Below are 22,159 nucleotides of genomic sequence, written 5' to 3' on the forward strand. Positions count from 1 at the left end.
TTATTTGATAACAATGTTTACAATCTTCTTGGGCACTACGATTACCTTGATGATGTTCTTTCCGTCTATCCATTTAATGGAACGTTCGTCTGCTAATACTGTTTCCTGAATAGCGTCCGATGCGGCATCGGCAGGGAACTCCATATTGAAACGTGCCTTTCCGTTGAATGAAATGGTGTAGTTCACCGTATTTTCCACCAGATATTCTTCATTGTATGCGGGCCATTGAGCGTCGCATACCGAACCTGTATTGCCTAATGTTTCCCACAATTCCTCGCATACGTGCGGAGCGAAAGGAGCCAGCGTGACAGTGAGTTGGTTCAATATCTCTTTCTTGCTGCATTTCATTGCGAACAGTTCGTTTACGCAAATCATAAAGGCGCTGATGCTTGTATTGTAAGAGAACTGTTCGATGTCTCCCGTAACCTTCTTGATGAGTTTGTGCAAAGATTTCAGTTCTTCTTTGTTGGCGGGTTCATCAGTCACCAGATAATTGTCGTTGCGGTCGTAGAACAAAGACCAGAATTTCTTGATGAAACGATGCACACCGTCGATGCCGTTCGTATCCCAAGGTTTGGACTGTTCTACGGGGCCGAGGAACATTTCGTACATACGAAGCGTGTCCGCACCGTATTTCTCTACAATCATATCGGGATTGACGACATTGAACATGGATTTGCTCATCTTCTCGACAGCCCATCCGCAGATGTATTTTCCGTCTTCAAGGATAAACTCTGCCGTTTCGTATTCGGGACGCCATGCCTTGAAGGCTTCCGTATCGAGAACGTCGTTTGATACGATGTTGACATCTACATGGAGTGGGGTAGTGTCGTATTGGTCTTTCAGGTTCAGCGATACGAATGTATTGGTATCTTTGATGCGATATACAAAGTTGCTTCTTCCCTGAATCATGCCTTGGTTCACTAATTTTTGGAACGGCTCTTCGACAGCGGAAACACCGAGGTCGTGCAGGAATTTGTTCCAGAAACGGGAGTAAATCAAGTGACCGGTAGCGTGTTCCGTACCACCCACATAGAGGTCGACGTTACGCCAGTATTCATCCACTTTCTTGTCTACCAGTGCAGTATGGTTACGAGGATTCATATAACGCAAGTAATAAGCGCTTGAACCTGCAAATCCCGGCATCGTATTGAGTTCTAATGGGAAAATTGTGATATTGTCTATCTTATCGTTGTCAGTAACGCATTTGTTAACAGTGTCCCAAGCCCATTTAGTGGCGTGTCCCAACGGCGGTTCACCGGTTTCGGTAGGCAAGAATTTGGCTACTTCCGGCAGTTCCAGCGGCAGACAGCTTTCATCAATCATATAAGGCATGCCGTCCTTGTAGTAAACGGGGAACGGTTCGCCCCAGTAACGCTGGCGTGAGAAGATGGCATCGCGCAAGCGGAAGTTTACTTTTACGCGTCCCAAGTTATGTTCTTTTACGTATTTTTTAGTAGCTGCAATGGCTTCCTTAATAGTCAGCCCGTTCAGGTTCAGTTCGCAGTAAGGCGTTACACCGGTTTTCGGAGAATTGCATACAATGCCTTCCTTAGCATCGAAACTCTCTTCGCTCACATCGCAACCTTCCACCAACGGAATGATGGGCAGGTTGAAGTGTTTGGCAAAAGCATAGTCGCGGCTGTCATGTGCAGGTACCGCCATGATGGCGCCTGTTCCGTATCCTGCCAGTACATAGTCGCTAATCCACACGGGTACCGCTTCGCCCGTAAAAGGATTGACGGCATAGCTTCCGGAGAACACGCCCGTTACGCTGCGGTCGGCAATGCGTTCGCGTTCGGTGCGTTTCTTGGTACGTTCCAGATAGGCATCCACGTCGGCTTTTTGTTCCGGGGTGGTGAGTTGGGCTACCAATTCGCTTTCGGGAGCCAGCACCATAAAGGTAACACCGAACATGGTATCGGCACGGGTGGTGAAAATGGTAAATTCCAAATCACTGTCTTTCACCTTGAATTGGATTTCGGCGCCTTCGCTGCGGCCTATCCAGTTCTTCTGTGTTTCTTTCAGAGATTCGGTCCAGTCAATCGTATCCAGTCCGTCCAGCAAGCGTTGTGCATAGGCAGATACGCGGAGACACCACTGGCGCATTTTTTTCTGAACTACGGGGAAACCGCCGCGTTCGGACACTCCGTCCACCACTTCATCGTTGGCAAGTACGGTGCCGAGTTGCGGACACCAGTTCACCATTGTTTCACCCAGATAGGCGATACGGTAGTTCATCAGGACTTCCTGTTGTTCTTTTTCGCTCATGGCGTTCCACTCATCGGCAGTGAAGTGCAGTTCTTCGCTGCATGCGGCGTTCAGCCCTTCGTTGCCATATTTGGCGAATGCTTCTATCAGCTCTTCAATGGGACGCGCCTGTTTTTCGTCATTGCAATAATAGCTGTTGAACATCTTTTGGAAAGCCCATTGTGTCCAATGATAGTATTCAGGGTCGCAGGTGCGGATTTCGCGGTTCCAGTCGAAAGAGAAACCTATCTTGTCCAATTGTTCGCGATAGCGGTTGATGTTGTTGACGGTGGTGATAGCCGGATGTTGTCCCGTTTGTATGGCATATTGTTCTGCAGGCAAGCCGTAAGCGTCATATCCCATGGGATTCAGGACATTGAAACCTTGCAGACGTTTGTAACGGGCATAAATGTCCGAAGCGATGTATCCCAACGGATGTCCCACGTGCAGACCTGCGCCGCTGGGGTAGGGGAACATATTCAGTACATAATATTTTTGCTTTGTTTCGTCTTCCGTCACTTGGTAGGTTTTGTTCTCTACCCATCGTTTCTGCCATTTCTTTTCAATCTCTCTGAAATTGTATTCCATAATGGTTTTAATTATATTGTTGAAAACTTGTTGATATACTTACTAAAACTTGTTGATAGTTTGCTTAATTCGGTTTATATCCTGTTAATTAAACGGTGCAAAGTTAAGTCTTTATTTTCAGATTTGTAGCGAAGTGGTGTAAAAAAACAGTATGAAATACTTGATGATACGCTTTTTATTGCTTATATTTGTGATGTGCTTTTAAAACTAATTTTTTGTTTGTAATACAAATAATGGCTAAATTAATTCAATAGGATTTTATAAGAAAGATTTTTTAGGATATTTCAGGGGATGTAATCTGTGAAGATTGCGTCCCTTTTTGTTTATTTTTCTGATAAAAAGGCAGACTCGCTTCAAATGCCCTTCTAAAAGTGTTTCCGGAGATTTACTAAAATTCGGGCGGAGATTTAGTAAATCTTCCCTCTCGTTTTAGTAAATCTCTGCGAGGGTTTTAGTAAATCATCCTTCGGATATTATAAAAGCTCGTCTCATTGTGTAGAAAGAGGAAAGCGTTATCTTTGTGCACAATTTATAAACAGGTGTATGTTTACAACGAAAAATTATGCTTATCATCTTATAGCCATTCTTACGGTGGGGATTTGGGGGTTGACGTTCATCTCTACGAAAGTATTGATAGGGTACGGGCTCTCTCCGCAGGAAATATTTGTGCTTCGTTTTCTGATGGCCTATCTGGGCATTTGGTTCATTTCTCCGCGCAAGCTGTTTGCCGATAATTGGCGGGATGAACTTTGGCTGTTGTTGGGTGGCGTTACGGGCGGTTCGTTCTACTTTCTGACGGAGAATACGGCGTTGGAAATCACGTTGGCCACCAATGTATCGTTCATAGTCTGTACGGCTCCGTTGCTCACCACCATTCTGTCTTTGCTGATTTATAAGAAGGAGAAGGCAACTGTGGGGTTGATAGGCGGTTCGTTGCTTGCTTTGGCGGGAGTGGCATTAGTGGTTTATAACGGTCATTTTGTGCTGAAGATTTCTCCGTTGGGCGATTTCCTTACGTTGCTTGCCGCTTTTTCTTGGGCGTTCTACAGTTTGATAATGAAGAAGCTTTTCGGGCGTTACCGTACCACTTTTATTACCCGTAAGGTATTCTTTTACGGTCTGCTGAGTATACTTCCCGCATTCTTTTTCCGTCCTTGGCAGTTTCCGCTTCAGGGCTTCCTTCATCCGGCTGTGTGGACGAATCTTATCTTTCTCGGTATATTGGCTTCGCTCGTCTGCTTCGTGGTGTGGAACGTGGTATTGAAGCGGCTCGGTACGTTGCAGGCTTCCAATTATATCTATCTCAATCCGCTTTTCACGTTGATAGGTTCTGCCGTTCTTTTGGGTGAACAACTCACTGTGATGGGACTTGTAGGCGCATTGCTGATATTATCGGGAGTGTATTGGGCGGGGAGGAAAGTGTAGTGAAGGTAGAAAGCTGATTGTTCGCTTTTGTGCGGACAGTTGTTCGGAAACGAACATATCTTTGTTTTTATTAATCGTTGATTTTCAGATGTTTATTAGTTTGGCACAGCAATTGACTATATATAGTCGAAGGCGTTCAAGAAAAGAATCCTCAATAATTCAAACTAATAATAACAATAAAAACATAACGATTATGAAGACAAATGTAATTCTTAAAGCAGTGGTAATGGTAGCAGTAGTAATGGCAAGTGTACTTAACTTCTCTGCAAGCGCAATGAATCCTACGGATTATGTGAAAAACGAAGAAATGAGCGGCGAGCTGTTGACAGCCAAGACAATCTTCCGTAATGAAGGTGGTTATTTATTCCGTCACCTGCGTTATACCTACAGTTACGACAATGAAAACCGTGTAATCAGCAAGGAAGCTTCCAAATGGGACAATGTACAAGAAGCATGGGTTCCTTACTTCAAACTGAATATTGAATATACCGAGAATGAAGTTGCTTTGAACTATGCCCGTTGGAATTCCAAAGATCATGCTTACAATAATGATGTTGAAACTTGTGTCTACGAATTGAACAATAATGACGCCACTTTGATGTTGGCAAGCATGAAATAAGGCGTATGGGCATAAAAAAAGGAGTACCGCTGTACTCCAACCTTTGTTAACCTTAAATCTAATACTATGAAAAACACATTGCAAAGGTACGGACTTTTGGGAAATCTCCAAATAAAGCAAATAAAAAAGTGTGTTTTATAACATGAATTAGCAAAAATACTCACTTTGTTAAGGCTTGCTAAGGATTTAGACCACCTCCGTGTGTATTTTCTAAAAAAGGATTATCTTTGCCCTACTTATTAGTAAACTCTAAAGAAATACCGCTGTGAACGAAGATATTGTCCTTACCCCGATGATGAAACAGTTTCTTGATTTAAAGGCAAAACACCCCGATGCCGTCATGCTGTTTCGTTGCGGAGACTTCTATGAAACTTACTCCACCGATGCTATTGTGGCCGCTGAAATACTGGGCATTACTCTGACAAAACGTGCCAATGGAAAAGGGAAAACGATTGAAATGGCTGGTTTTCCTCATCATGCGCTCGATACATATCTGCCCAAGCTGATACGCGCGGGCAAGCGTGTAGCCATTTGCGACCAGTTGGAAGATCCGAAGCTCACCAAGAAACTGGTGAAACGCGGCATCACTGAATTGGTAACGCCGGGCGTATCCATTAACGACAATGTGCTGAACTACCGGGAAAACAACTTTCTTGCTGCCGTTCATTTCGGCAAGGGGGCTTGCGGGGTAGCATTCTTGGATATTTCTACGGGTGAGTTCCTGACAGCCGAAGGTCCTTTCGACTATGTGGACAAGCTGTTGAATAACTTTGCCCCGAAAGAAGTGCTTTTTGAGCGTGGCCGCCGGGGAATGTTTGAGGGTAACTTCGGCAGCAAGTTTTTTACCTTCGAACTGGAAGACTGGGTGTTTACGGAAACTACCGCACGCGAGAAGTTGCTGAAACATTTTGAAGTGAAGAATTTGAAGGGATTCGGCGTAGAACATCTCAAAAACGGGATTATTGCTTCGGGGGCTGTCTTGCAGTACCTCATTATGACACAGCATACGCAGATAGGACATATCACCTCTTTGGCACGCATAGAAGAAGATAAGTATGTCCGTCTGGATAAGTTTACGGTGCGCAGTCTGGAGCTGATGGGCAGTATGAACGACGGCGGCAGCAGCTTATTGAACGTGATAGATAAAACAATCAGTCCGATGGGAGCCCGTCTGTTGAAGCGCTGGATGGTGTTTCCTCTGAAAGATGTGCAGCCCATTAATGAGCGACTGAACGTGGTAGAGTATTTCTTCCGTAAGCCCGACTTCAAAGAACTGATTGAAGAACAGTTGCATTTGATAGGCGACTTGGAACGTATTATCTCCAAAGTGGCCGTAGGGCGCGTTTCTCCTCGTGAGGTGGTTGCTTTAAAGGTAGCTTTGCAGGCAATCGAACCGATTAAGGAAGCCTGTATGGATGCTGATAATGCCAGCTTGAACCACATTGGCGAACAACTGAATATCTGCCGGTCCATCCGTGACCGTATCGACAAGGAAATCAATAATGATCCCCCGTTGCTCATTAATAAAGGCGGTGTGATAAAGCCCGGTGTGAATGCCGAGTTGGACGAATTGCGCCGGATAGCTTATTCCGGCAAGGACTATCTTTTGCAGGTGCAGCAGCGGGAAAGTGAACTGACGGGCATTCCCAGTTTGAAGATAGGGTATAACAATGTTTTCGGTTATTACATCGAAGTACGTAACGTGCACAAAGATAAAGTGCCGCAAGAGTGGATTCGCAAGCAGACGCTGGTGAATGCCGAGCGTTACATTACGCAGGAATTGAAGGAGTATGAAGAGAAGATACTCGGTGCCGAGGACAAGATACTGGTGTTGGAAACACAGCTTTACACAGAGCTGGTGCAGTCTCTGAGCGAGTTTATTCCCGCCATTCAGATTGACGCAAACCAGATAGCCCGTCTGGACTGCTTGCTTTCCTTTGCCACCGCAGCCCGCGAAAATAATTATATCCGTCCCGTAATTTCCGACGATGAGGTGTTGGAAATACATCAGGGACGGCATCCGGTTATTGAGAAGCAGCTTCCGATAGGAGAGAAGTACATTGCTAACGATGTAATGCTGGACAGCAGCACGCAGCAGATAATCATTATCACCGGTCCCAATATGGCGGGTAAGTCTGCATTGCTTCGTCAGACTGCTTTGATTACGCTTATGGCGCAAATCGGCAGCTTTGTTCCGGCAGAAAGCGCGCATATCGGTTTGGTGGACAAGATATTTACCCGTGTGGGAGCCAGCGACAACATTTCCGTAGGCGAATCTACGTTTATGGTAGAGATGAACGAAGCGGCTGATATATTGAACAACCTTTCTTCCCGCAGTCTGGTGCTCTTTGATGAATTGGGACGCGGTACTTCTACTTATGACGGCATTTCCATTGCATGGGCTATTGTGGAGTATATCCACGAGCATCCGCGTGCCAAGGCGCGTACACTCTTTGCCACGCACTATCACGAACTGAATGAGATGGAAAAGTCCTTCAAGCGTATCAAGAATTATAATGTGTCGGTAAAGGAGGTTGATAACAAGGTTATTTTTCTGCGCAAATTGGAGCGCGGCGGCAGTGAGCACTCTTTCGGTATTCACGTAGCCAAGATGGCCGGTATGCCCAAAAGTATTGTGAAACGCGCCGATGATATATTGAAGCAACTTGAGACGGATAACCGCCAGCAAGGCATATCGGGCAAACCGATGGTCGAAGTGGGAGAAACACGCGGCGGTATGCAGCTCAGTTTCTTCCAGCTTGACGACCCGATATTATGCCAGATACGTGACGAAATACTGAATCTGGACGTGAACAACCTGACACCGCTCGAAGCGCTGAACAAGCTGAATGACATTAAACGGATAGTAAAAGGAAAGTAATTATCTTACTGCCGCTTTTTTGCCGTAGAAGAACATGAAGTAAATTCCGATGATTATGAACGGAACGCTGAGCCATTGGCCCATGTTCAGCGCCATTGTCTTTTCAAAATCCACTTGTTCTTCTTTCAGGAACTCAATGAAGAAGCGGAAGATAAATATTTCCGTCAGGCAAAGACCGAAGAAAAATCCGCGGTGATAGGGTAGGGAAGCTCCGGCTTGCACTGCGGTGGACTTTGCTTTTGTGGTGCTGAAGTCTGTTTCCAGCTTGCTTTCCTGCTTTTTCTGTCCGCGTTTATAAAGATAAACCATTCCTAAGAAGAAAATGAAGTAAGCAATTGCTTCGTATAGCTGTGCCGGATGGCGGGGCAGCATATCCACCCGTTCGAAGACAAATGCCCAGGGTACATCGGCGGGTTTGCCGACAATCTCGGAATTCATCAAGTTGGCAAGGCGGATGCAGCAGGCAGTGATGGGCGTAGCAACGGCTATCATGTCCAGCACGTCCATATAGTGCATCTTTGTCTTACGGCAGTACATCCAAAGGGCGATAATCAATCCTAACGTACCTCCGTGACTGGCAAGTCCTTCATAGCCTGTAAATTTCCAACCTCCGTCCGGCAGGAATTTTACAGGGAGTATCATCTCCCAAAAATGGTTCAGGTAATAATCCGGCTGATAGAACAGGCAATGCCCTAATCTCGCCCCTATCAGGATGCCGAAGAAGCAATAGAAGAACAGCGGGTCGAATTTTTCATCGCTTATCTTGCGGTCGCGATATTGCTGGCGTACGATGAAATAGGCAAAGGCCAGTCCGATAATCCATAATAATCCATAGTATCGGATGGAGATACCGAAAAGGTTGAACAGTTCGGGATTAGGATTCCAGTTGATGGAGAGGAGAGTCGGCATATTCATAAGTAATTAAAATTAGTAAGTAAATGTTGGAATGGGAATGTGTCAAAACAAAAACTCGCTTACTGCTTGTTTCTTTTTAGGCACGGATTACACGGATTTCACAGATTTTCTTTATTCTTTTTCCGTGAAATCCGTGCCTAAAAGAAATGTTCAAGTGTATTTTGACACACCCACATTCGCTCTGAATGACAAAAGTAGCATAAAATAATTGAGTAAAGGTATAAAGTCAGCTGAATTTTTCGGCTACCATCTTGTATGTAGGGATGTCAACTCCTTGCTCTTGGGCTGCCGCAATCATGTCGAACAGCAATCCCTGCACTTCGCTTTGATGTCCGCGCGCCATGTCTTTTTGCATGGAAGCGGTACTTTCGGGCGCAAGTTTGTCTATTACCTTGAGATTGTACTCTACGATGCCTTCCTTGAACTCGATGCCCAGTTTCCGTCCCAATGCGGCGCTTTCTTGTGAGAGTCCGATAAAGGTGTCACGTACTTTGCCGGGCTTTTGTACTTCGCCCATAGGCACGTCGTAGTAGGCGCCGGTTACAGCCATGGCCGAAATGAAAGACCATTTTACGAAGGTGTCGCGGTTGATGTCGGGAGATATTTCTGCCTTGATGCCGCTTTCCTGCAAATCCTGTTGTATGGCTTCTAATGTTTCACGGGAAACAATGGTGTCTTTGTGCGCTCCGTAAACCAAACGGAATATCTTTCCCATCTGCGTGATTTCGCCTTTGCCGGAAACGAAACCTACGATGTAGATGCAGCCGTCCAGTACCGTAACGCCGGGAACCAACCGCTGTATGCGAGGTCCTGTGCCATAGACGTTCAGAATGGGGATTACTACCGTATTTTTATGTGCGGCACGTTTGATTAGTTCTGTAATGGAGTCTACGGAATAGCCTTTGACGCATACGAAGATAACGTCTGCTTTGTACCGGGCTGACTTCTCCGCTAAGGAAGTATATTCTTCTGCCGTATAAGCGGGTATCTTCAATGCGTGTTCACCCTTTAAGTCGGAATGCAACCGCAAACCGTGCTCACGCATGGCGGCAAGGTGCTCGCCGCGTGCAATGCACGTAACGTCTTTTCCTGCCAGTGCAAGGAAACCTGCAATACTTCCGCCTACGCCGCCTGTGCCGGCAATGAGATATCTCAGATTGTTATTTGCCATTTGTATAGTGTATTGGTGTGATCCGTGTCTTTATACGTTGAAGCGGAAGTGCATGATATCTCCGTCCTGCACCACATATTCTTTACCTTCCACACCCAGTTTTCCGGCTTCGCGCACGGCGGCTTCGCTGCCATATTTGATGTAGTCTTCGTACTTGATGACTTCTGCGCGGATAAAACCTTTCTCAAAATCAGTGTGGATAACGCCGGCGCATTGCGGAGCTTTCCAACCTTTGCGATAGGTCCATGCCTTTACTTCCATTTCGCCGGCAGTGATGAACGTTTCGAGGTTCAGCAGGCTGTAGATGGCTTTAATAAGTCTGTTGCAGCCGCTTTCTTTCAAACCGAGGTCTTCGAGGAACATTTGTTTTTCTTCATAAGTCTCCAGTTCGGCAATGTCGGCTTCGGTCTGTGCGGAGATGATGATGAGTTCGGCATCTTCGCCTTTGATGGCTTCGCGTACTTGTTCTACGTATTGATTACCGTCGGCGGCGCTGGTATCATCTACGTTGCAGACGTAAAGCACCGGTTTCGTTGTGAGCAGGAACATCTGTTTGGCACACTGTTCTTCATCGTCGTTCTGAGGAATTACGGTGCGGGCGCTCTGTCCTTGCTCCAGTGCATCTTTATAGCGCAGCAGGAGTTCGTACTCCACCTTTGCCATTTTGTCTCCGCCTACTTTGGCTATCTTTTCCACGCGCTTGATACGGTTTTCCACGGTATCGAGGTCTTTCAGCTGAAGTTCGGTGTCGATGATTTCCTTGTCGCGCACAGGGTCTACACTGCCGTCCACGTGTACGATATTACCATTGTCGAAGCAACGCAGTACGTGGATAATGGCGTCGCACTCGCGGATGTTGCCCAGAAACTGATTACCCAATCCCTCACCTTTGCTGGCGCCTTTCACCAGTCCGGCAATATCGACAATATCGCATACGGCGGGTACGATACGTCCCGGATGAACGATTTCGGCGAGTTTCGTCAGTCGCTCGTCGGGTACGGATACTTGCCCCATTTGGGCGTCGATAGTACAGAACGGAAAGTTTGCAGCCTGTGCTTTTGCGCTGCTCAAGCAATTGAAAAGAGTGGATTTCCCTACGTTGGGAAGTCCTACGATACCAGCTTTTAATGCCATAGTGCTATAGTATTTTTATTATTATCAATCAGTTATATTATTCTTTTTTATCTCGTTTTGAGGTGCAAAGATAATTAATTTTAAGCTAACGCAGTAATCTTCTTATACTTTCTCTTTTTATCGGGTACCGGAACGTCTACGGAATATCAGTTTTTAAGCTTTCTCAAATTCATTCTTTCAATGCCGGGGCTGTGCCACTTACCAATTTTAGAATATGTAATTGGGGTTATAATATCCGTAATTCATCTACTATGCCGTAAAATGTTTCCCACTATTTTTGCACTTAAAGACAGACTAATAATAGAATAGATATGAGTAAAAACCGCTAAATGATATGAATGTAGAATATTTCCAACAGATGATTGCAGCGGGCGAACCGTTGGCAGGCGAAAAAATGATTGCTTTCATGCGTGAGCAGAGCGACAACACCCGTCGCTTGTTGTTCGACTTGAACAATACTTTCCATACCTCGGAAGAAATTGTTTCCCTGTTCGGTCAGATCACAAACAGCGAGGTGCATGAGTCATTCCGTTTGTTTCCTCCGTTTTATACTGATTTTGGGAAGAATATTCATGTAGGGAGGAATGTCTTCATCAATTCTTGCTGCCAGTTTCAAGACCAAGGCGGCATATTTATCGGTGACGGTACATTGATAGGACACAGTGTGGTGTTGGCTACACTAAACCACGGTTTTGCTCCCGAAGATCGGCAGAATCTGTATCATGCACCTATCCGAATAGGTAAAGGTGTGTGGATTGGTGCGCATGCCACCATTTTGGCAGGTATAACCATTGGTGATGACGCTGTCATTGCCGCAGGCGCAGTGGTAAACAAAGATGTACCTGCATATGCCGTAGTGGGAGGGGTCCCTGCAAAAGTAATTAAGTATATTGATAATATAAAATCCGATTAACAATGAACACCAAAATCTTCAAATCAGCAGTCATTGCTTTCTCCATAAGTTCCTGCATACTTATGGGCTGTAATAATAGCAGAACAAACAACGAAACAAATTCAGCAAATCAAATGAATACACTTAATCTAACTTCAGAATGGGACAAGACTTTTCCCAAAAGCGACAAAGTAAACCATAGTAAGATAACTTTCCATAATCGTTATGGTATTACGCTGGTGGCAGACCTTTATGCGCCTGTAAATGCTTCAGGGAAACTTCCGGCAATCGCTGTCAGCGGACCATTTGGAGCTGTCAAGGAGCAGTCTTCCGGACTGTATGCCCAGCAGCTTGCTGAAAGAGGTTTCCTTACGATTGCCTTCGATCCTTCGTATACCGGAGAAAGCGGAGGGGAACCGCGCTATGTGGCTTCTCCCGACATTAACACGGAAGATTTCAGTGCAGCCGTTGACTATCTGATGAACCGTGAGGACGTGGATTCCGCGAAAATAGGTATCTTAGGTATTTGCGGTTGGGGAGGAATAGCCATACAGGCAGCTATCAACGACCCACGTATAAAAGCTACTGTGGCATCCACCATGTATGACATGACGCGTGTAAATGCCAACGGATATTTTGACTCTGAAAACACGGCAGAACAACGCAATTCCAAACGCGCGGCAATGGCTGCGCAGCGTACCGAAGATTATAAAAACGGCTTTTACAAGTCGGGAGGTGGAGTTGTTGACCCTCTGCCTGATGATGTACCCCAGTTCGTGAAAGACTATTACGCCTACTACAAAACTCCACGTGGCTATCACAAACGTTCGCTCAATTCAAACAACGGCTGGAACGTTACCTCCAATCTTCCTTTTCTTAATTTCAAATTCTTTGATTATGCCGGTGAATTGGAAAACGCAGTGATGATTGTGCATGGCGACAAGGCGCATTCGTTCTATTTTGGTAAAGATGTGTACGCTCTTTTGAAAGGGGATAATAAGGAGTTTGTCGTTGTCGCAGGTGCAAACCATACAGATTTGTATGACGGACTTAGCGTCATTCCTTTTGATAAAATAGAAAGTTTTTTCAATAAGAATCTGAAATAAATCAAAGGAATGGGCATCATTGTGTCGTACAAAATGGTATACAGCGGATTTTTCTATTGTCTTTCCTCAGTATACAGTCGGTGGAAAACGGACTTCAGTTGTTTTTCATCAGCAATGATGGCTTGCAGTTCTTTCAGCCGTTCCGCATTCTTGGAATTAGGAAACCAGAGTTTCAGATAGCCGCCGGGAGCGTACTTCTCCATCAGATGTTTGTGGAAACGCCGGTAGTGCCATGCTTCGTCTGCCGTTGGATTTTGCTTCAATCCGTATTGTACGGTACGGCGCAGGGTGATGTCAGAGTCGATGATACGGTCGGCTTCAGCTACGATTTTGCCGTAAATACTGCGTGGCTCATGGTCGGTGGATGCCCGGTGATCTTCTACGGCTTCGCGCATAATCTTTATCTCTTCTTTGCTGAACCATTGTAGAAGGCTGGTGTCTGCCGCTATGATTTCTCCCGAAACGAGGTGATGCGTGGCACGGTCTCGGCATAGTCCTGTATCGTGGTAGGCTGCTATGGCGTAGACAAGACGTTCATCTGCTTGGGGATAGAGTCTGGCAAGAGCAAGGCTTTCCTCAATGACTGTTTGTACATGCGAGAGGCTGTGTGCCTTGTCAAAGTGTTCGTATCGGGGGATGATTTCTGTCTCGATGTAGCGGGTAAGTGTTTGAGGTATCATGCTTCTATATTCTTTATTGGAAGGCAAAAGTACAAAAAAAAGAGGTGTGTCAAAATGTAAAAGTCCTATCATTCTGTCATTCAGAGGAGCTTGCGACGAAGAATCTTCTCTCTAATGTATGCAGAGAAGAGATTCTTCACTGCGTTCAGAATGACAGAATGATGGGACTTTTACATTTTGACAACCCCCTTTTTATATAGAAAGGTTTTGGGTTATTGTTAGCAATTAGAGTATTTAAGAGAGAATGGATAGATTACATATTAGGGTTATCCATTGTCACTGTCATTTCAGGGATAAGGACGTATGTATTCTTTCTATTGTTCCATTTGTAATAAGTAGTGGTAACCGACTTGCCTTGATAGGCATAACGGATGCACATATCATTGGTCCATGTGTTCTTAACAGCGTTCCATTTCAGGGCTTCGCTTTCTGTCATGCGGTTCTGGTCATCGTACTTATAATTGTACTTCATATAGTTGGCAAGTGTGCTGCCGTCCATTTTATAAACAGTTTCAGCGACCTTTACTCCATTTACTTCTTCCGAATTGTAAATAAGGTTACTTTTGTTGTCTGCTGATGCGCTCATTCCACATACAAAAAGAAAAGAGAATAAAATCAAAGTTTTTAAAGTTTTCATGGCTTTATGTTTTTAGAGTTGTACTTGCTATTTTCTATCAATATGTCATTGATTACGCTGCAAATGTACGCAATACTTTGACATAAATAAAATATTTGGGATTTATTTTATCAATATGTCAAACAGTGATAGGTTTATATGCTTTCTTTTTGGAAAGATTAATGAACAAAAAATATCCGACAGTGAAGATGCCGGATATTCTGATGAGCAAACTGTATTTTAAAGCGATTACTTCCGTTGCTTTCTGATTGTAAGTTAAATAAAGTTATAAACGGATTAGTGTGCTTCCAACCAGTTCTTTCCCCAGCCAAAATCAGCTTTTAGAGGTACCAGCATATGATATGCCCGTTCCATTTCTTCGATTACAATTTTCTGTATAATCTCTTTTTCTGCCTCAGGAACGCTGAAATTCAGCTCATCGTGGACCTGCAAAATCATCTTTGCTTTCAGATTGTTACTTTGAAGGCGCTGATAGATGAGTGCCATAGCTACTTTGATGATGTCGGCAGCACTTCCTTGAATAGGGGCGTTGATGGCATTGCGCTCTGCATAACCGCGTACTACGGCATTGCGGGAGTTGATGTCGGGCAGGAAGCGTTTGCGGTGGAAGATGGTTTCTACATATCCGTTTTCGCGTGCCACCTGTATGCTTCTGTCCATGTATTCTTTGACTTGCGGATAGGTCTCGAAATATCCGTCAATCAGTTCTTTGGCTTCTTGGCGGGGAACATTCATGCGTTCTGCCAGTCCGAATACGGAGATGCCGTAGATGATACCGAAGTTGGCTGTTTTGGCTTTGCGACGCATATCGGCGGTTACATCGTTAATATCTACCTTATATATTTTAGCGGCAGTGGAGGCATGGATGTCATAACCGCTGAGGAAGGCATCAACCATATTCTTGTCTTGACTCAGATGGGCCATGATGCGCAGTTCAATCTGTGAGTAGTCGGCGGAGAAGAATTCGCATCCGTCATCGGGGATGAAAGCTTTGCGGATTTCCTTGCCGTCTTCGTCACGGATGGGGATGTTCTGCAGGTTCGGGTTGCTGGAACTGAGCCGTCCGGTAGCGGTTACCGCTTGGTTGAAGGAGGTATGGATGTGCCCCGTACGTGGATTTATCAGTTGGGGCAGCGCGTCGATATAGGTGCTTAACAGTTTCTTTAGTCCGCGGTACTCAAGTATCTTGCCGATGATTTCGTGTTTGTTCCGAAGGCTTTCAAGTACTTCTTCGGAAGTAACATACTGGCCGGTTTTAGTCTTTTTTGCTTTTTCTACGATTTTGAGTTTGTCAAACAGCACTTCGCCCACCTGCTTAGGGGAGGAGATGTTGAAGGTTTCGTCACCCGCCAGTGCATAGATTTCTTTTTCAATCTCCTGCAGGCGAAGCGTGAAATGTTCGGACGATTGTTTGAGGGCTTCCGTATCAATACGCACTCCGTTGCTTTCGATATTGACGAGCACAGGCACAAGCGGCATTTCAATTTCATAAAAGAGATGCTCGACAGACTGTTCTTTCAATTCTTTTTCGAGGATGTTCTTCAGTTTCAGTGTAACGTCCGCATCTTCGCAGGCGTAACGATACACATCTTCCGGCGGAAGGTCTCGCATACTCTTTTGGTTCTTTCCTCTGCTTCCAATGAGTTCATCGATGTGAATGGTCTGATAGTGCAGATAAATTTCGGCAAGGTAGTCCATGTTGTGCCGAAGTTCCGGTTGCAATACATAATGGGCGAGCATAGTGTCGAAAAGTTTTCCCTTCACCTGTACTCCGTAATTTTGAAGAATAATCATATCGTATTTGATATTCTGTCCTACTTTCATGGAGTTTTCATTTTCATAAAGAGGGCGGAATTCATTTACGATTTTTAGCGCTTCGTCGCGATTTGCCGGAACAGGAACATAGTAGGCCCGGTTTTCGGTGTCACTGAAGCTCATTCCCACCAATTCGGCTTCCATTGGTTCGGTTCCGGTAGTCTCGGTATCTATTGAGAGAATTTCTGTTGTAAGTAACTTTTGAATAATTTCCTTTCTTTTTTCTTCTGTATCAATGAGTTGATAGTCTACATCGAGCATTTCTAATCGCGTGAGATTTGAATTTTTTGCATCGCCCGCCCCGTTGTCTGCAAAATTTGCAAACAAATCGCCTTGAGCGGGAGCGTTGTTTTCGGAAGCTGCGCTATCGGTTGGCCGGGCAAACAAAGTTCCGGCATAAGGATCGGGTGCGGCGGAGCCGGAAGAAGAGGGAAGGGGAGTATCCGCCTTTTTCAGGACACGGTTGATGAGCGTACGGAATTCCAGTTCCTCGAAAATCTTGCGGAGTTCTTCTTCATCCGGTTCTTCGCGAACGAGTGTACTCATGTCGAGCTTAATGGGCACATCTACTTTGATAGTTGCGAGGAATTTGGAGAAAGTAATCATTTCCCGGTTTGCCTCTACTTTGGTTTTAAGCGCACCTTTCAGTTGGTCAGTGTGGGCAAGCAGGTTTTCGATACTGCCGAATTCCGCTACCAGTTTCTGTGCGGTTTTCTCTCCCACGCCCGGACAGCCGGGGATATTGTCGGAAGAGTCTCCCATCAGTCCCAGCATATCGATGACTTGCTCTGTGGACTGAATATCGAATTTTGCTTTTATCTCTTCGATGCCCATGATTTCAAATCCGCCGCTATGTTTGGGGCGGTACATAAATACGTTGTCCGATACCAGTTGACCGTAGTCTTTATCGGGGGTCATCATATAAGTGGTGATACCTTGTTTTCCGGCTTCGGTGGCAAGTGTGCCTATCACATCATCGGCTTCATAACCGGGAACTTCCAAGATAGGAATACGGTAAGCGCGGATAATGTCTTTTATAATAGGTACGGAAAGACGGATAGCTTCGGGAGTTTCTTCCCGTTGCGCCTTATATTGTTCGTAAGCTTTGTGGCGGAATGTCGGTCCCGAAGGATCAAAAGCTACTCCTATATGTGTTGGATTCTCCTTTTTCAGCACTTCTTCGAGGGTATTTACAAATCCCAAAATGGCTGAAGTATTGAATCCTTTGGAGTTGATTCGCGGATTCTTGACGAACGCATAATAAGAGCGATATATCAGTGCGTAGGCATCAAGCAAGAAAAGTTTATCGGTTGAATTCATAGATTTATCCTTTTTTTCATGGTAAAAGTACAAAAAAATACCGTATTAACTGTTTTATTACTATTTTTGTGCTCAAATAGCGATGTATGGACAGTATATCCCTCATAAAATCCCCGATTTCTGCGGAGTTGGAAGACTTCAAAAAGCATTTTGATAGTTGCCTTTCCAGTTCTAATCTTTTGCTGAATAGCGTAATTGCGCATATACGGCAGAAGAATGGAAAGATGATGCGCCCTATTTTGGTCTTGCTTGCCGCGAAGCTGTACAATGAGATTTGTCCGGCAACGCTTCATGCTGCGGTTGCCTTGGAACTTCTGCATACGGCGAGCTTGGTGCACGATGATGTAGTGGACGAGAGTACCGAACGTCGGGGGCAACTCTCTGTAAATGCTATCTTTAATAACAAGGTAGCAGTGCTTACAGGCGATTATTTGCTGGCAACGGCTTTAGTAGAAGTAGGGATGACGCGTAATTACGCCATTATAGATGTTGTTTCCAACTTGGGGCAGGATTTGGCGGAAGGAGAGTTGCTGCAGCTTTCTAATGTCAGTAACCCCGAATATTCCGAAGATATTTACTTTGATGTCATTCGCAAGAAGACGGCTGTATTGTTTGCCGCGTGCATGAAGGCAGGTGCGCTTTCGGTGGGAGTCAGCGATGAAAAGGCGGAATATGCACGTCTCTTTGGCGAGTACATCGGCCTTTGCTTTCAGATTAAAGACGATATATTCGATTATTATGAAAGCAAGGAAATCGGTAAGCCTACCGGCAATGATATGCTGGAAGGAAAGCTGACTTTACCTGCACTTTATGCCCTTAATTCCACCCGCGATGAACAGGCGAAGGAGATTGCCGTAAAAGTGAAGAACGGAACGGCTACAACTGATGAAATAGCCCGATTGATCGAGTTTACCAAAGAACATGGCGGCATTGAATATGCCACGAAAGTCATGGTGGAATTTAAGGAAAAAGCGCTTTCATTATTGGATTCTATGGAAGATACGGACGTAAAGAAAGCACTGATTTGTTATCTGGATTATGTAGTGGAACGCGAAAAATAATTTCACTCTGCCATTCAAGAGGATATGTCAAAATGTAAAAGCTCTATCATTCTGTCATATCCTCATGAGTGGCGATTAAGGTCAGTTCTTAAAAGAACTTCATTTCTTCACCTTTGATTTCAGAGAGCAGAAGGTTTGCCAAGCGGCTGGTTCCCAAACGGAACAGTTCATTGCTCAGCCATTCCTCGCCCAGTACTTCTTTTACAATGGTATAGTAAATCAGCGCATCGTTTACGCAGTTGATGCCACCTGCCGGCTTGAAACCTATCTTATTACCTGTCAGTGCATGGTACTCCTTAATGGCTTGGCACATCACATATGCAGCTTCCGGGGTGGCGGCAGGCTGTTGTTTTCCGGTAGAAGTTTTTATGAAATCGGCTCCGGCATACATGGATAGGATAGAGGCTTTCTTAATGTTGGCAGCCGTTTTCAAAGCTCCGGTTTCCAGAATTACTTTCAGGTGATTTTCTCTGCAAGTAGCTTTCAGTTCTTGTATTTCATCGCACATGGTTTCATAATCTCCGCTCAGGAATTTTCCTACTGAGATTACGATGTCTATTTCATCGGCTCCTTCCATGATTGCCATGGCGGTTTCGGCTACCTTTACTTCTATAAAAGTCTGTGAAGAAGGAAAACCAGCTGATACACAGGCTATCTTTACATCCTCCACTTCCAGGGTATCCTTTACTATTTCCGCAAAGTTGGGATATACGCAGATAGCTGCAACATTCTTCAAGTCGGGAAATTCTTCATCAAATTGATTTACCTTTTGAGTAAATTTCATGACGCTTTCATCGCTGTCCGTACTGTTGAGTGTAGTGAGGTCAATGCAGTTGAACAGGAATTTCTTTACTTCCGGAGTATTGTTTGCAGGTACTTTTTCCGCGATTATTTTAGCTACTTCTGCAGCTACTTCAGCATCGTTCAGATTGGTGTTGTACTTTGCCAAGGCGGCGTCATACTTGTTCTGGGTGGATTCATTATTCTCCATGGTCAGATAATTTAGGGTTATTGATATGTCTTGTTTGGTCACGTCGGGTCTTCTTCTCTATGCTGCGTGCAAAGGCTTCGGTGATGTCAACTCCGGTCTGGTTTGCAATGCAGAGAAGTACCCAAAGGACGTCTGCAATTTCTTCTTCAACGTTGTCTTTTTCTCCTTTTTTGAAAGATTGGTCACCATATTTGCGTGCCATAACTCGCGCCAGCTCGCCTACTTCTTCGGTCAATACGGCCATATTGGTGAGCTCGCTAAAGTATCGTACTCCGAATTTTTTTATCCAGGAGTCTACTTCTTGTTGTGCTTCTTTTAACGTCATTATTCCTTATTTTTTGTATCCATGCAAATAGTCACAGGACCATCGTTCAGTAATTCCACTTTCATGTCGGCTCCAAACTCGCCCGTGCCTATTTCTTTACCTAATGCTAAACTCAATTCTTTGCAGAATTGTTCGTATAACGGGACGGATATTTCCGGTTTTGCCGCCCGGATGTAAGAGGGGCGATTGCCTTTTTTAGTGGATGCGTGTAGTGTGAACTGGCTGATTACCAGTATTTCACCATTAATATCGAGTATGGATTTGTTCATAACGCCATTCTCGTCGTCAAAGACACGCAGGTTGACAATCTTTTTACACAACCAGTCAATATCTTCTTTGCCGTCCGTTTCCTCTATGCCTACCAATATCATCAACCCTTTTTGGATGGCGGACTTACAAGTTCCGTTAATGGTAACAGACGCATATCCGGTACGTTGTATAACTACTCTCATGTTTTAGTTCTAAAATTAGTCTTGTAGATTGCAAAGTTACGAATAAATTTGTGATTGTTATCTACAAGGGACGGGCTATTTGTCGGTAAAGTATTCCTTTATGATTTTTGCTTTCGCTTCGCCAATTACCTTGACAATCTCTTCTGCAGGGGCTTCTTTGATGCGTTTCACGCTCTTGAATTCCTTTAGCAGGGCATTTTTTGTTTTTTCTCCGATGCCTTTTATCTCGTCTAAGGCGGATGCTACCTGCCGTTTGCTGCGTTTGTCCCGATGGAAGGTAATGGCAAATCTGTGTACTTCGTCCTGTATCTGTGTCAGCAGGCGGAAGAGAGGAGAATTTTGTTTGAGTCCGATTGTTTGTGGCGGAAATCCGTATAACAGTTCCGAGGTACGGTGTTTTCCGTCTTTGGCAAGTCCGGCAATGGGGATATTCAGGTTCAGCTCGTCGATAACCTCTTTTACGGCGCTCATTTGCCCCTTTCCGCCGTCGGTGATAAGGAGGTCGGGCAGGGGAGTATTCTCTTCAATGGCGCGCTGATAACGCCGTCTTACGACTTCTTTCATGGATGCATAGTCGTCCGGGCCTTCCACGGTCTTGATATTGTACTTCCGGTAGTCCTTTTTAGACGGTTTTCCTTTGATGAAAACAACGCATCCCGCAACGGGGTCTGAGCCTTGAATATTGGAATTGTCGAAACATTCTATCTGCATAGGCAGTCGGTCGAGGTGCAATTCCTGCTGAATCTCCTTCAAGAGGCGTACTGTGCGTTGTTCCGGATTCAGCTTTTCAGCTTGTTTCAGCCGGTCGGCCTTGTATTGTTTTACGTTTAGAATGGAGAGCTCAAGCAGCTTTTTCTTGTCGCCGCGCTGCGGAATGGTAAAGACGACATCTTTAAGTTCCATATCCAACTCGAAGGGTACGATGATTTCGCGGGAAAGGCTCTTGTACCGTTCGCGCATTTCAATAATGCCCAGTGAAAGAAGTTCTTCTTTCGTTTCGTTCAGCCGTTTTTTATATTCAAAGGTGAAAGCTTGGTTGATGGCTCCGTTCGTAATGTGCAGATAATTGATGAATGCGGACTTTTCGTCACTGTCTTCCTCAATGGAGAACACATCGATATTGTGAAGCACATTGCTCACTACCTCCGATTTAGAGCGATAATTCTCTAACAGCAGGTATTTCTCTTTGATTTTCTGCGCTTCTTCAAATTTCATTTCCGCGGCAAAATCCTGCATCTGCTGATATAGCATCCGCTCTATTTCCTGAGTATTCCCTTTGAGTATTTCCTTTATTTCAGCGATGTTTTTAAGGTATTCCTCTTGGTTTTGTTTGCCGATACAAGGTCCTGCACAGTTCTTGATGTGATATTCCAAACATACATTGAACTTTCCCGCCCGGATGTTTTCGGGAGAGAGATTCAGGTTGCAGGTACGTAATGGATAGAGGTGTTTGATGAGGTCGAGTAGTGCATACATGGACGGTATGTGGCTGTACGGGCCGTAGTAGGAAGAACCGTTGCGTATAATTCTTCGTGTCTTGAATACGCGTGGGAAATACTCGTTTTGCACGCAGATGGACGGATAGGTTTTGTCGTCCTTCAGCAATACATTGTAGCGGGGCTTGTATTTCTTGATGAGGTTGTTCTCCAATAGCAAGGCATCTTCCTCCGTATTGACTACGATATACCGGATATCGGCTATTTTGCTTACCAATACGCGCGTTTTTCCCGGTTCATGTTCTCTGTTGAAATAGGAAGATACCCGGCGTTTCAGATTCTTTGCTTTCCCTACATATATGATTGTCCCTTCGGCATTCAGATATTGATAAATGCCGGGACTCTCGGGAAGGTTCAGGACGATGCCTTTCAAATAATCATTTGTCTTTAGTTCTTCCATT

General features: G+C 44.9%; 17 protein-coding genes. 6 read left to right on the forward strand and 11 right to left on the reverse strand.

Features of this window, described 5'->3' with window-relative positions; genetic code table 11:
* Positions 1 to 2,838, reverse strand: coding sequence for a leucine--tRNA ligase (gene leuS, locus DW121_RS03530; protein ID WP_118323045.1), 2,838 nt, complete (start codon positions 2,836 to 2,838; stop codon positions 1 to 3).
* A 543-nt stretch (positions 2,839 to 3,381) separates the two neighbouring features.
* On the opposite strand from leuS, the gene DW121_RS03535 reads away from it, so the two are divergent.
* The 3 genes from DW121_RS03535 (at position 3,382) to mutS (ending at position 7,763) form a co-directional block, all read left to right on the forward strand.
* Positions 3,382 to 4,263 carry a DMT family transporter gene (locus DW121_RS03535; protein ID WP_118323046.1) on the forward strand — a complete coding sequence of 294 codons (882 nt, stop codon included), beginning with the start codon at positions 3,382 to 3,384 and terminating at the stop codon, positions 4,261 to 4,263.
* Between the two features lie 193 nt (positions 4,264 to 4,456).
* On the forward strand, positions 4,457 to 4,882 hold the full coding sequence (locus tag DW121_RS03540) for a DUF3836 domain-containing protein (RefSeq protein WP_117710503.1): 426 nt from the start codon (positions 4,457 to 4,459) through the stop codon (positions 4,880 to 4,882).
* 265 nt (positions 4,883 to 5,147) lie between these two features.
* Positions 5,148 to 7,763: a DNA mismatch repair protein MutS gene (mutS, locus tag DW121_RS03545; protein ID WP_118323047.1), complete on the forward strand. Its 2,616-nt coding sequence runs from the start codon at positions 5,148 to 5,150 to the stop codon at positions 7,761 to 7,763.
* Here mutS and lgt read toward each other — a convergent pair whose 3' ends face one another.
* The 3 genes from lgt to ychF form a co-directional block, all read right to left on the reverse strand.
* Entirely contained in the window at positions 7,764 to 8,672 is a 909-nt protein-coding gene (gene lgt, locus DW121_RS03550; RefSeq protein WP_117710598.1) for a prolipoprotein diacylglyceryl transferase, read from the reverse strand.
* Positions 8,673 to 8,904: 232 nt separating this feature from the next.
* The gene (locus DW121_RS03555; RefSeq protein ID WP_118323048.1) at positions 8,905 to 9,849 is read right to left on the reverse strand and encodes a ketopantoate reductase family protein; all 945 of its coding nucleotides are present in this window, start codon (positions 9,847 to 9,849) and stop codon (positions 8,905 to 8,907) included.
* Between the two features lie 30 nt (positions 9,850 to 9,879).
* On the reverse strand, positions 9,880 to 10,983 hold the full coding sequence (ychF, locus tag DW121_RS03560) for a redox-regulated ATPase YchF (protein ID WP_009121956.1): 1,104 nt from the start codon (positions 10,981 to 10,983) through the stop codon (positions 9,880 to 9,882).
* A 334-nt stretch (positions 10,984 to 11,317) separates the two neighbouring features.
* On the opposite strand from ychF, the gene DW121_RS03565 reads away from it, so the two are divergent.
* Together DW121_RS03565 and DW121_RS03570 are read left to right on the forward strand one after the other, a co-directional pair.
* The gene (locus tag DW121_RS03565) at positions 11,318 to 11,896 is read left to right on the forward strand and encodes a DapH/DapD/GlmU-related protein (protein WP_118323049.1); all 579 of its coding nucleotides are present in this window, start codon (positions 11,318 to 11,320) and stop codon (positions 11,894 to 11,896) included.
* Positions 11,897 to 11,898: 2 nt separating this feature from the next.
* The gene (locus DW121_RS03570) at positions 11,899 to 12,981 is read left to right on the forward strand and encodes an alpha/beta hydrolase (protein ID WP_199677358.1); all 1,083 of its coding nucleotides are present in this window, start codon (positions 11,899 to 11,901) and stop codon (positions 12,979 to 12,981) included.
* Positions 12,982 to 13,034: 53 nt separating this feature from the next.
* Here the strand turns inward: DW121_RS03570 and DW121_RS03575 are convergent, their stop codons facing one another.
* From DW121_RS03575 to polA, 3 genes are all read right to left on the reverse strand, one after another.
* Positions 13,035 to 13,661, reverse strand: a complete 627-nt coding sequence (locus DW121_RS03575; RefSeq protein ID WP_117710506.1) for an HD domain-containing protein — start codon at positions 13,659 to 13,661, stop codon at positions 13,035 to 13,037.
* A gap of 253 nt (positions 13,662 to 13,914) precedes the next feature.
* On the reverse strand, positions 13,915 to 14,298 hold the full coding sequence (locus DW121_RS03580) for a DUF3836 domain-containing protein (RefSeq protein ID WP_117710507.1): 384 nt from the start codon (positions 14,296 to 14,298) through the stop codon (positions 13,915 to 13,917).
* A 276-nt stretch (positions 14,299 to 14,574) separates the two neighbouring features.
* Positions 14,575 to 17,433, reverse strand: coding sequence for a DNA polymerase I (gene polA / locus DW121_RS03585; protein WP_118323050.1), 2,859 nt, complete (start codon positions 17,431 to 17,433; stop codon positions 14,575 to 14,577).
* An 86-nt stretch (positions 17,434 to 17,519) separates the two neighbouring features.
* Here polA and DW121_RS03590 point away from each other — a divergent pair, with 86 nt between their 5' ends.
* Positions 17,520 to 18,494, forward strand: a complete 975-nt coding sequence (locus tag DW121_RS03590; RefSeq protein ID WP_117710508.1) for a polyprenyl synthetase family protein — start codon at positions 17,520 to 17,522, stop codon at positions 18,492 to 18,494.
* Positions 18,495 to 18,582: 88 nt separating this feature from the next.
* Here the strand turns inward: DW121_RS03590 and deoC are convergent, their stop codons facing one another.
* The 4 genes from deoC to uvrC form a co-directional block, all read right to left on the reverse strand.
* On the reverse strand, positions 18,583 to 19,485 hold the full coding sequence (deoC, locus tag DW121_RS03595) for a deoxyribose-phosphate aldolase (protein ID WP_117710509.1): 903 nt from the start codon (positions 19,483 to 19,485) through the stop codon (positions 18,583 to 18,585).
* Positions 19,475 to 19,810, reverse strand: coding sequence for a nucleotide pyrophosphohydrolase (locus tag DW121_RS03600; RefSeq protein ID WP_117710510.1), 336 nt, complete (start codon positions 19,808 to 19,810; stop codon positions 19,475 to 19,477). Before DW121_RS03600 ends, deoC begins: the two co-directional genes overlap by 11 nt.
* The gene (gene dtd / locus DW121_RS03605; protein WP_118323051.1) at positions 19,810 to 20,262 is read right to left on the reverse strand and encodes a D-aminoacyl-tRNA deacylase; all 453 of its coding nucleotides are present in this window, start codon (positions 20,260 to 20,262) and stop codon (positions 19,810 to 19,812) included. The genes DW121_RS03600 and dtd overlap by 1 nt, the downstream gene beginning before the upstream one ends.
* A 75-nt stretch (positions 20,263 to 20,337) precedes the next feature.
* Complete coding sequence (gene uvrC / locus DW121_RS03610) at positions 20,338 to 22,158, reverse strand: excinuclease ABC subunit UvrC (RefSeq protein WP_117710512.1); 1,821 nt, start codon at positions 22,156 to 22,158, stop codon at positions 20,338 to 20,340.
* Between the last annotated feature and the right edge of the window lies 1 nt (position 22,159).

Origin of the sequence: Bacteroides sp. AM10-21B (assembly GCF_003472565.1) — a bacterium.
Lineage (GTDB): Bacteria > Bacteroidota > Bacteroidia > Bacteroidales > Bacteroidaceae > Bacteroides > Bacteroides propionicigenes.

Excerpts from the sequence above, each read along its gene's own strand:
- DW121_RS03540 (WP_117710503.1), top strand. The coding sequence starts at position 4,457 with ATGAAGACAAATGTAATTCTTAAAGCAGTGGTAATGGTAGCAGTAGTA.
- lgt (WP_117710598.1), bottom strand. The coding sequence starts at position 8,672 with ATGCCGACTCTCCTCTCCATCAACTGGAATCCTAATCCCGAACTGTTC.
- DW121_RS03555 (WP_118323048.1), bottom strand. The coding sequence starts at position 9,849 with ATGGCAAATAACAATCTGAGATATCTCATTGCCGGCACAGGCGGCGTA.
- dtd (WP_118323051.1), bottom strand. The coding sequence starts at position 20,262 with ATGAGAGTAGTTATACAACGTACCGGATATGCGTCTGTTACCATTAAC.
- DW121_RS03570 (WP_199677358.1), top strand. The coding sequence starts at position 11,899 with ATGAACACCAAAATCTTCAAATCAGCAGTCATTGCTTTCTCCATAAGT.
- uvrC (WP_117710512.1), bottom strand. The coding sequence starts at position 22,158 with ATGGAAGAACTAAAGACAAATGATTATTTGAAAGGCATCGTCCTGAAC.
- DW121_RS03565 (WP_118323049.1), top strand. The coding sequence starts at position 11,318 with ATGAATGTAGAATATTTCCAACAGATGATTGCAGCGGGCGAACCGTTG.
- DW121_RS03590 (WP_117710508.1), top strand. The coding sequence starts at position 17,520 with ATGGACAGTATATCCCTCATAAAATCCCCGATTTCTGCGGAGTTGGAA.
- leuS (WP_118323045.1), bottom strand. The coding sequence starts at position 2,838 with ATGGAATACAATTTCAGAGAGATTGAAAAGAAATGGCAGAAACGATGG.
- deoC (WP_117710509.1), bottom strand. The coding sequence starts at position 19,485 with ATGGAGAATAATGAATCCACCCAGAACAAGTATGACGCCGCCTTGGCA.
- ychF (WP_009121956.1), bottom strand. The coding sequence starts at position 10,983 with ATGGCATTAAAAGCTGGTATCGTAGGACTTCCCAACGTAGGGAAATCC.
- DW121_RS03600 (WP_117710510.1), bottom strand. The coding sequence starts at position 19,810 with ATGACGTTAAAAGAAGCACAACAAGAAGTAGACTCCTGGATAAAAAAA.
- DW121_RS03580 (WP_117710507.1), bottom strand. The coding sequence starts at position 14,298 with ATGAAAACTTTAAAAACTTTGATTTTATTCTCTTTTCTTTTTGTATGT.
- polA (WP_118323050.1), bottom strand. The coding sequence starts at position 17,433 with ATGAATTCAACCGATAAACTTTTCTTGCTTGATGCCTACGCACTGATA.
- DW121_RS03575 (WP_117710506.1), bottom strand. The coding sequence starts at position 13,661 with ATGATACCTCAAACACTTACCCGCTACATCGAGACAGAAATCATCCCC.
- DW121_RS03535 (WP_118323046.1), top strand. The coding sequence starts at position 3,382 with ATGTTTACAACGAAAAATTATGCTTATCATCTTATAGCCATTCTTACG.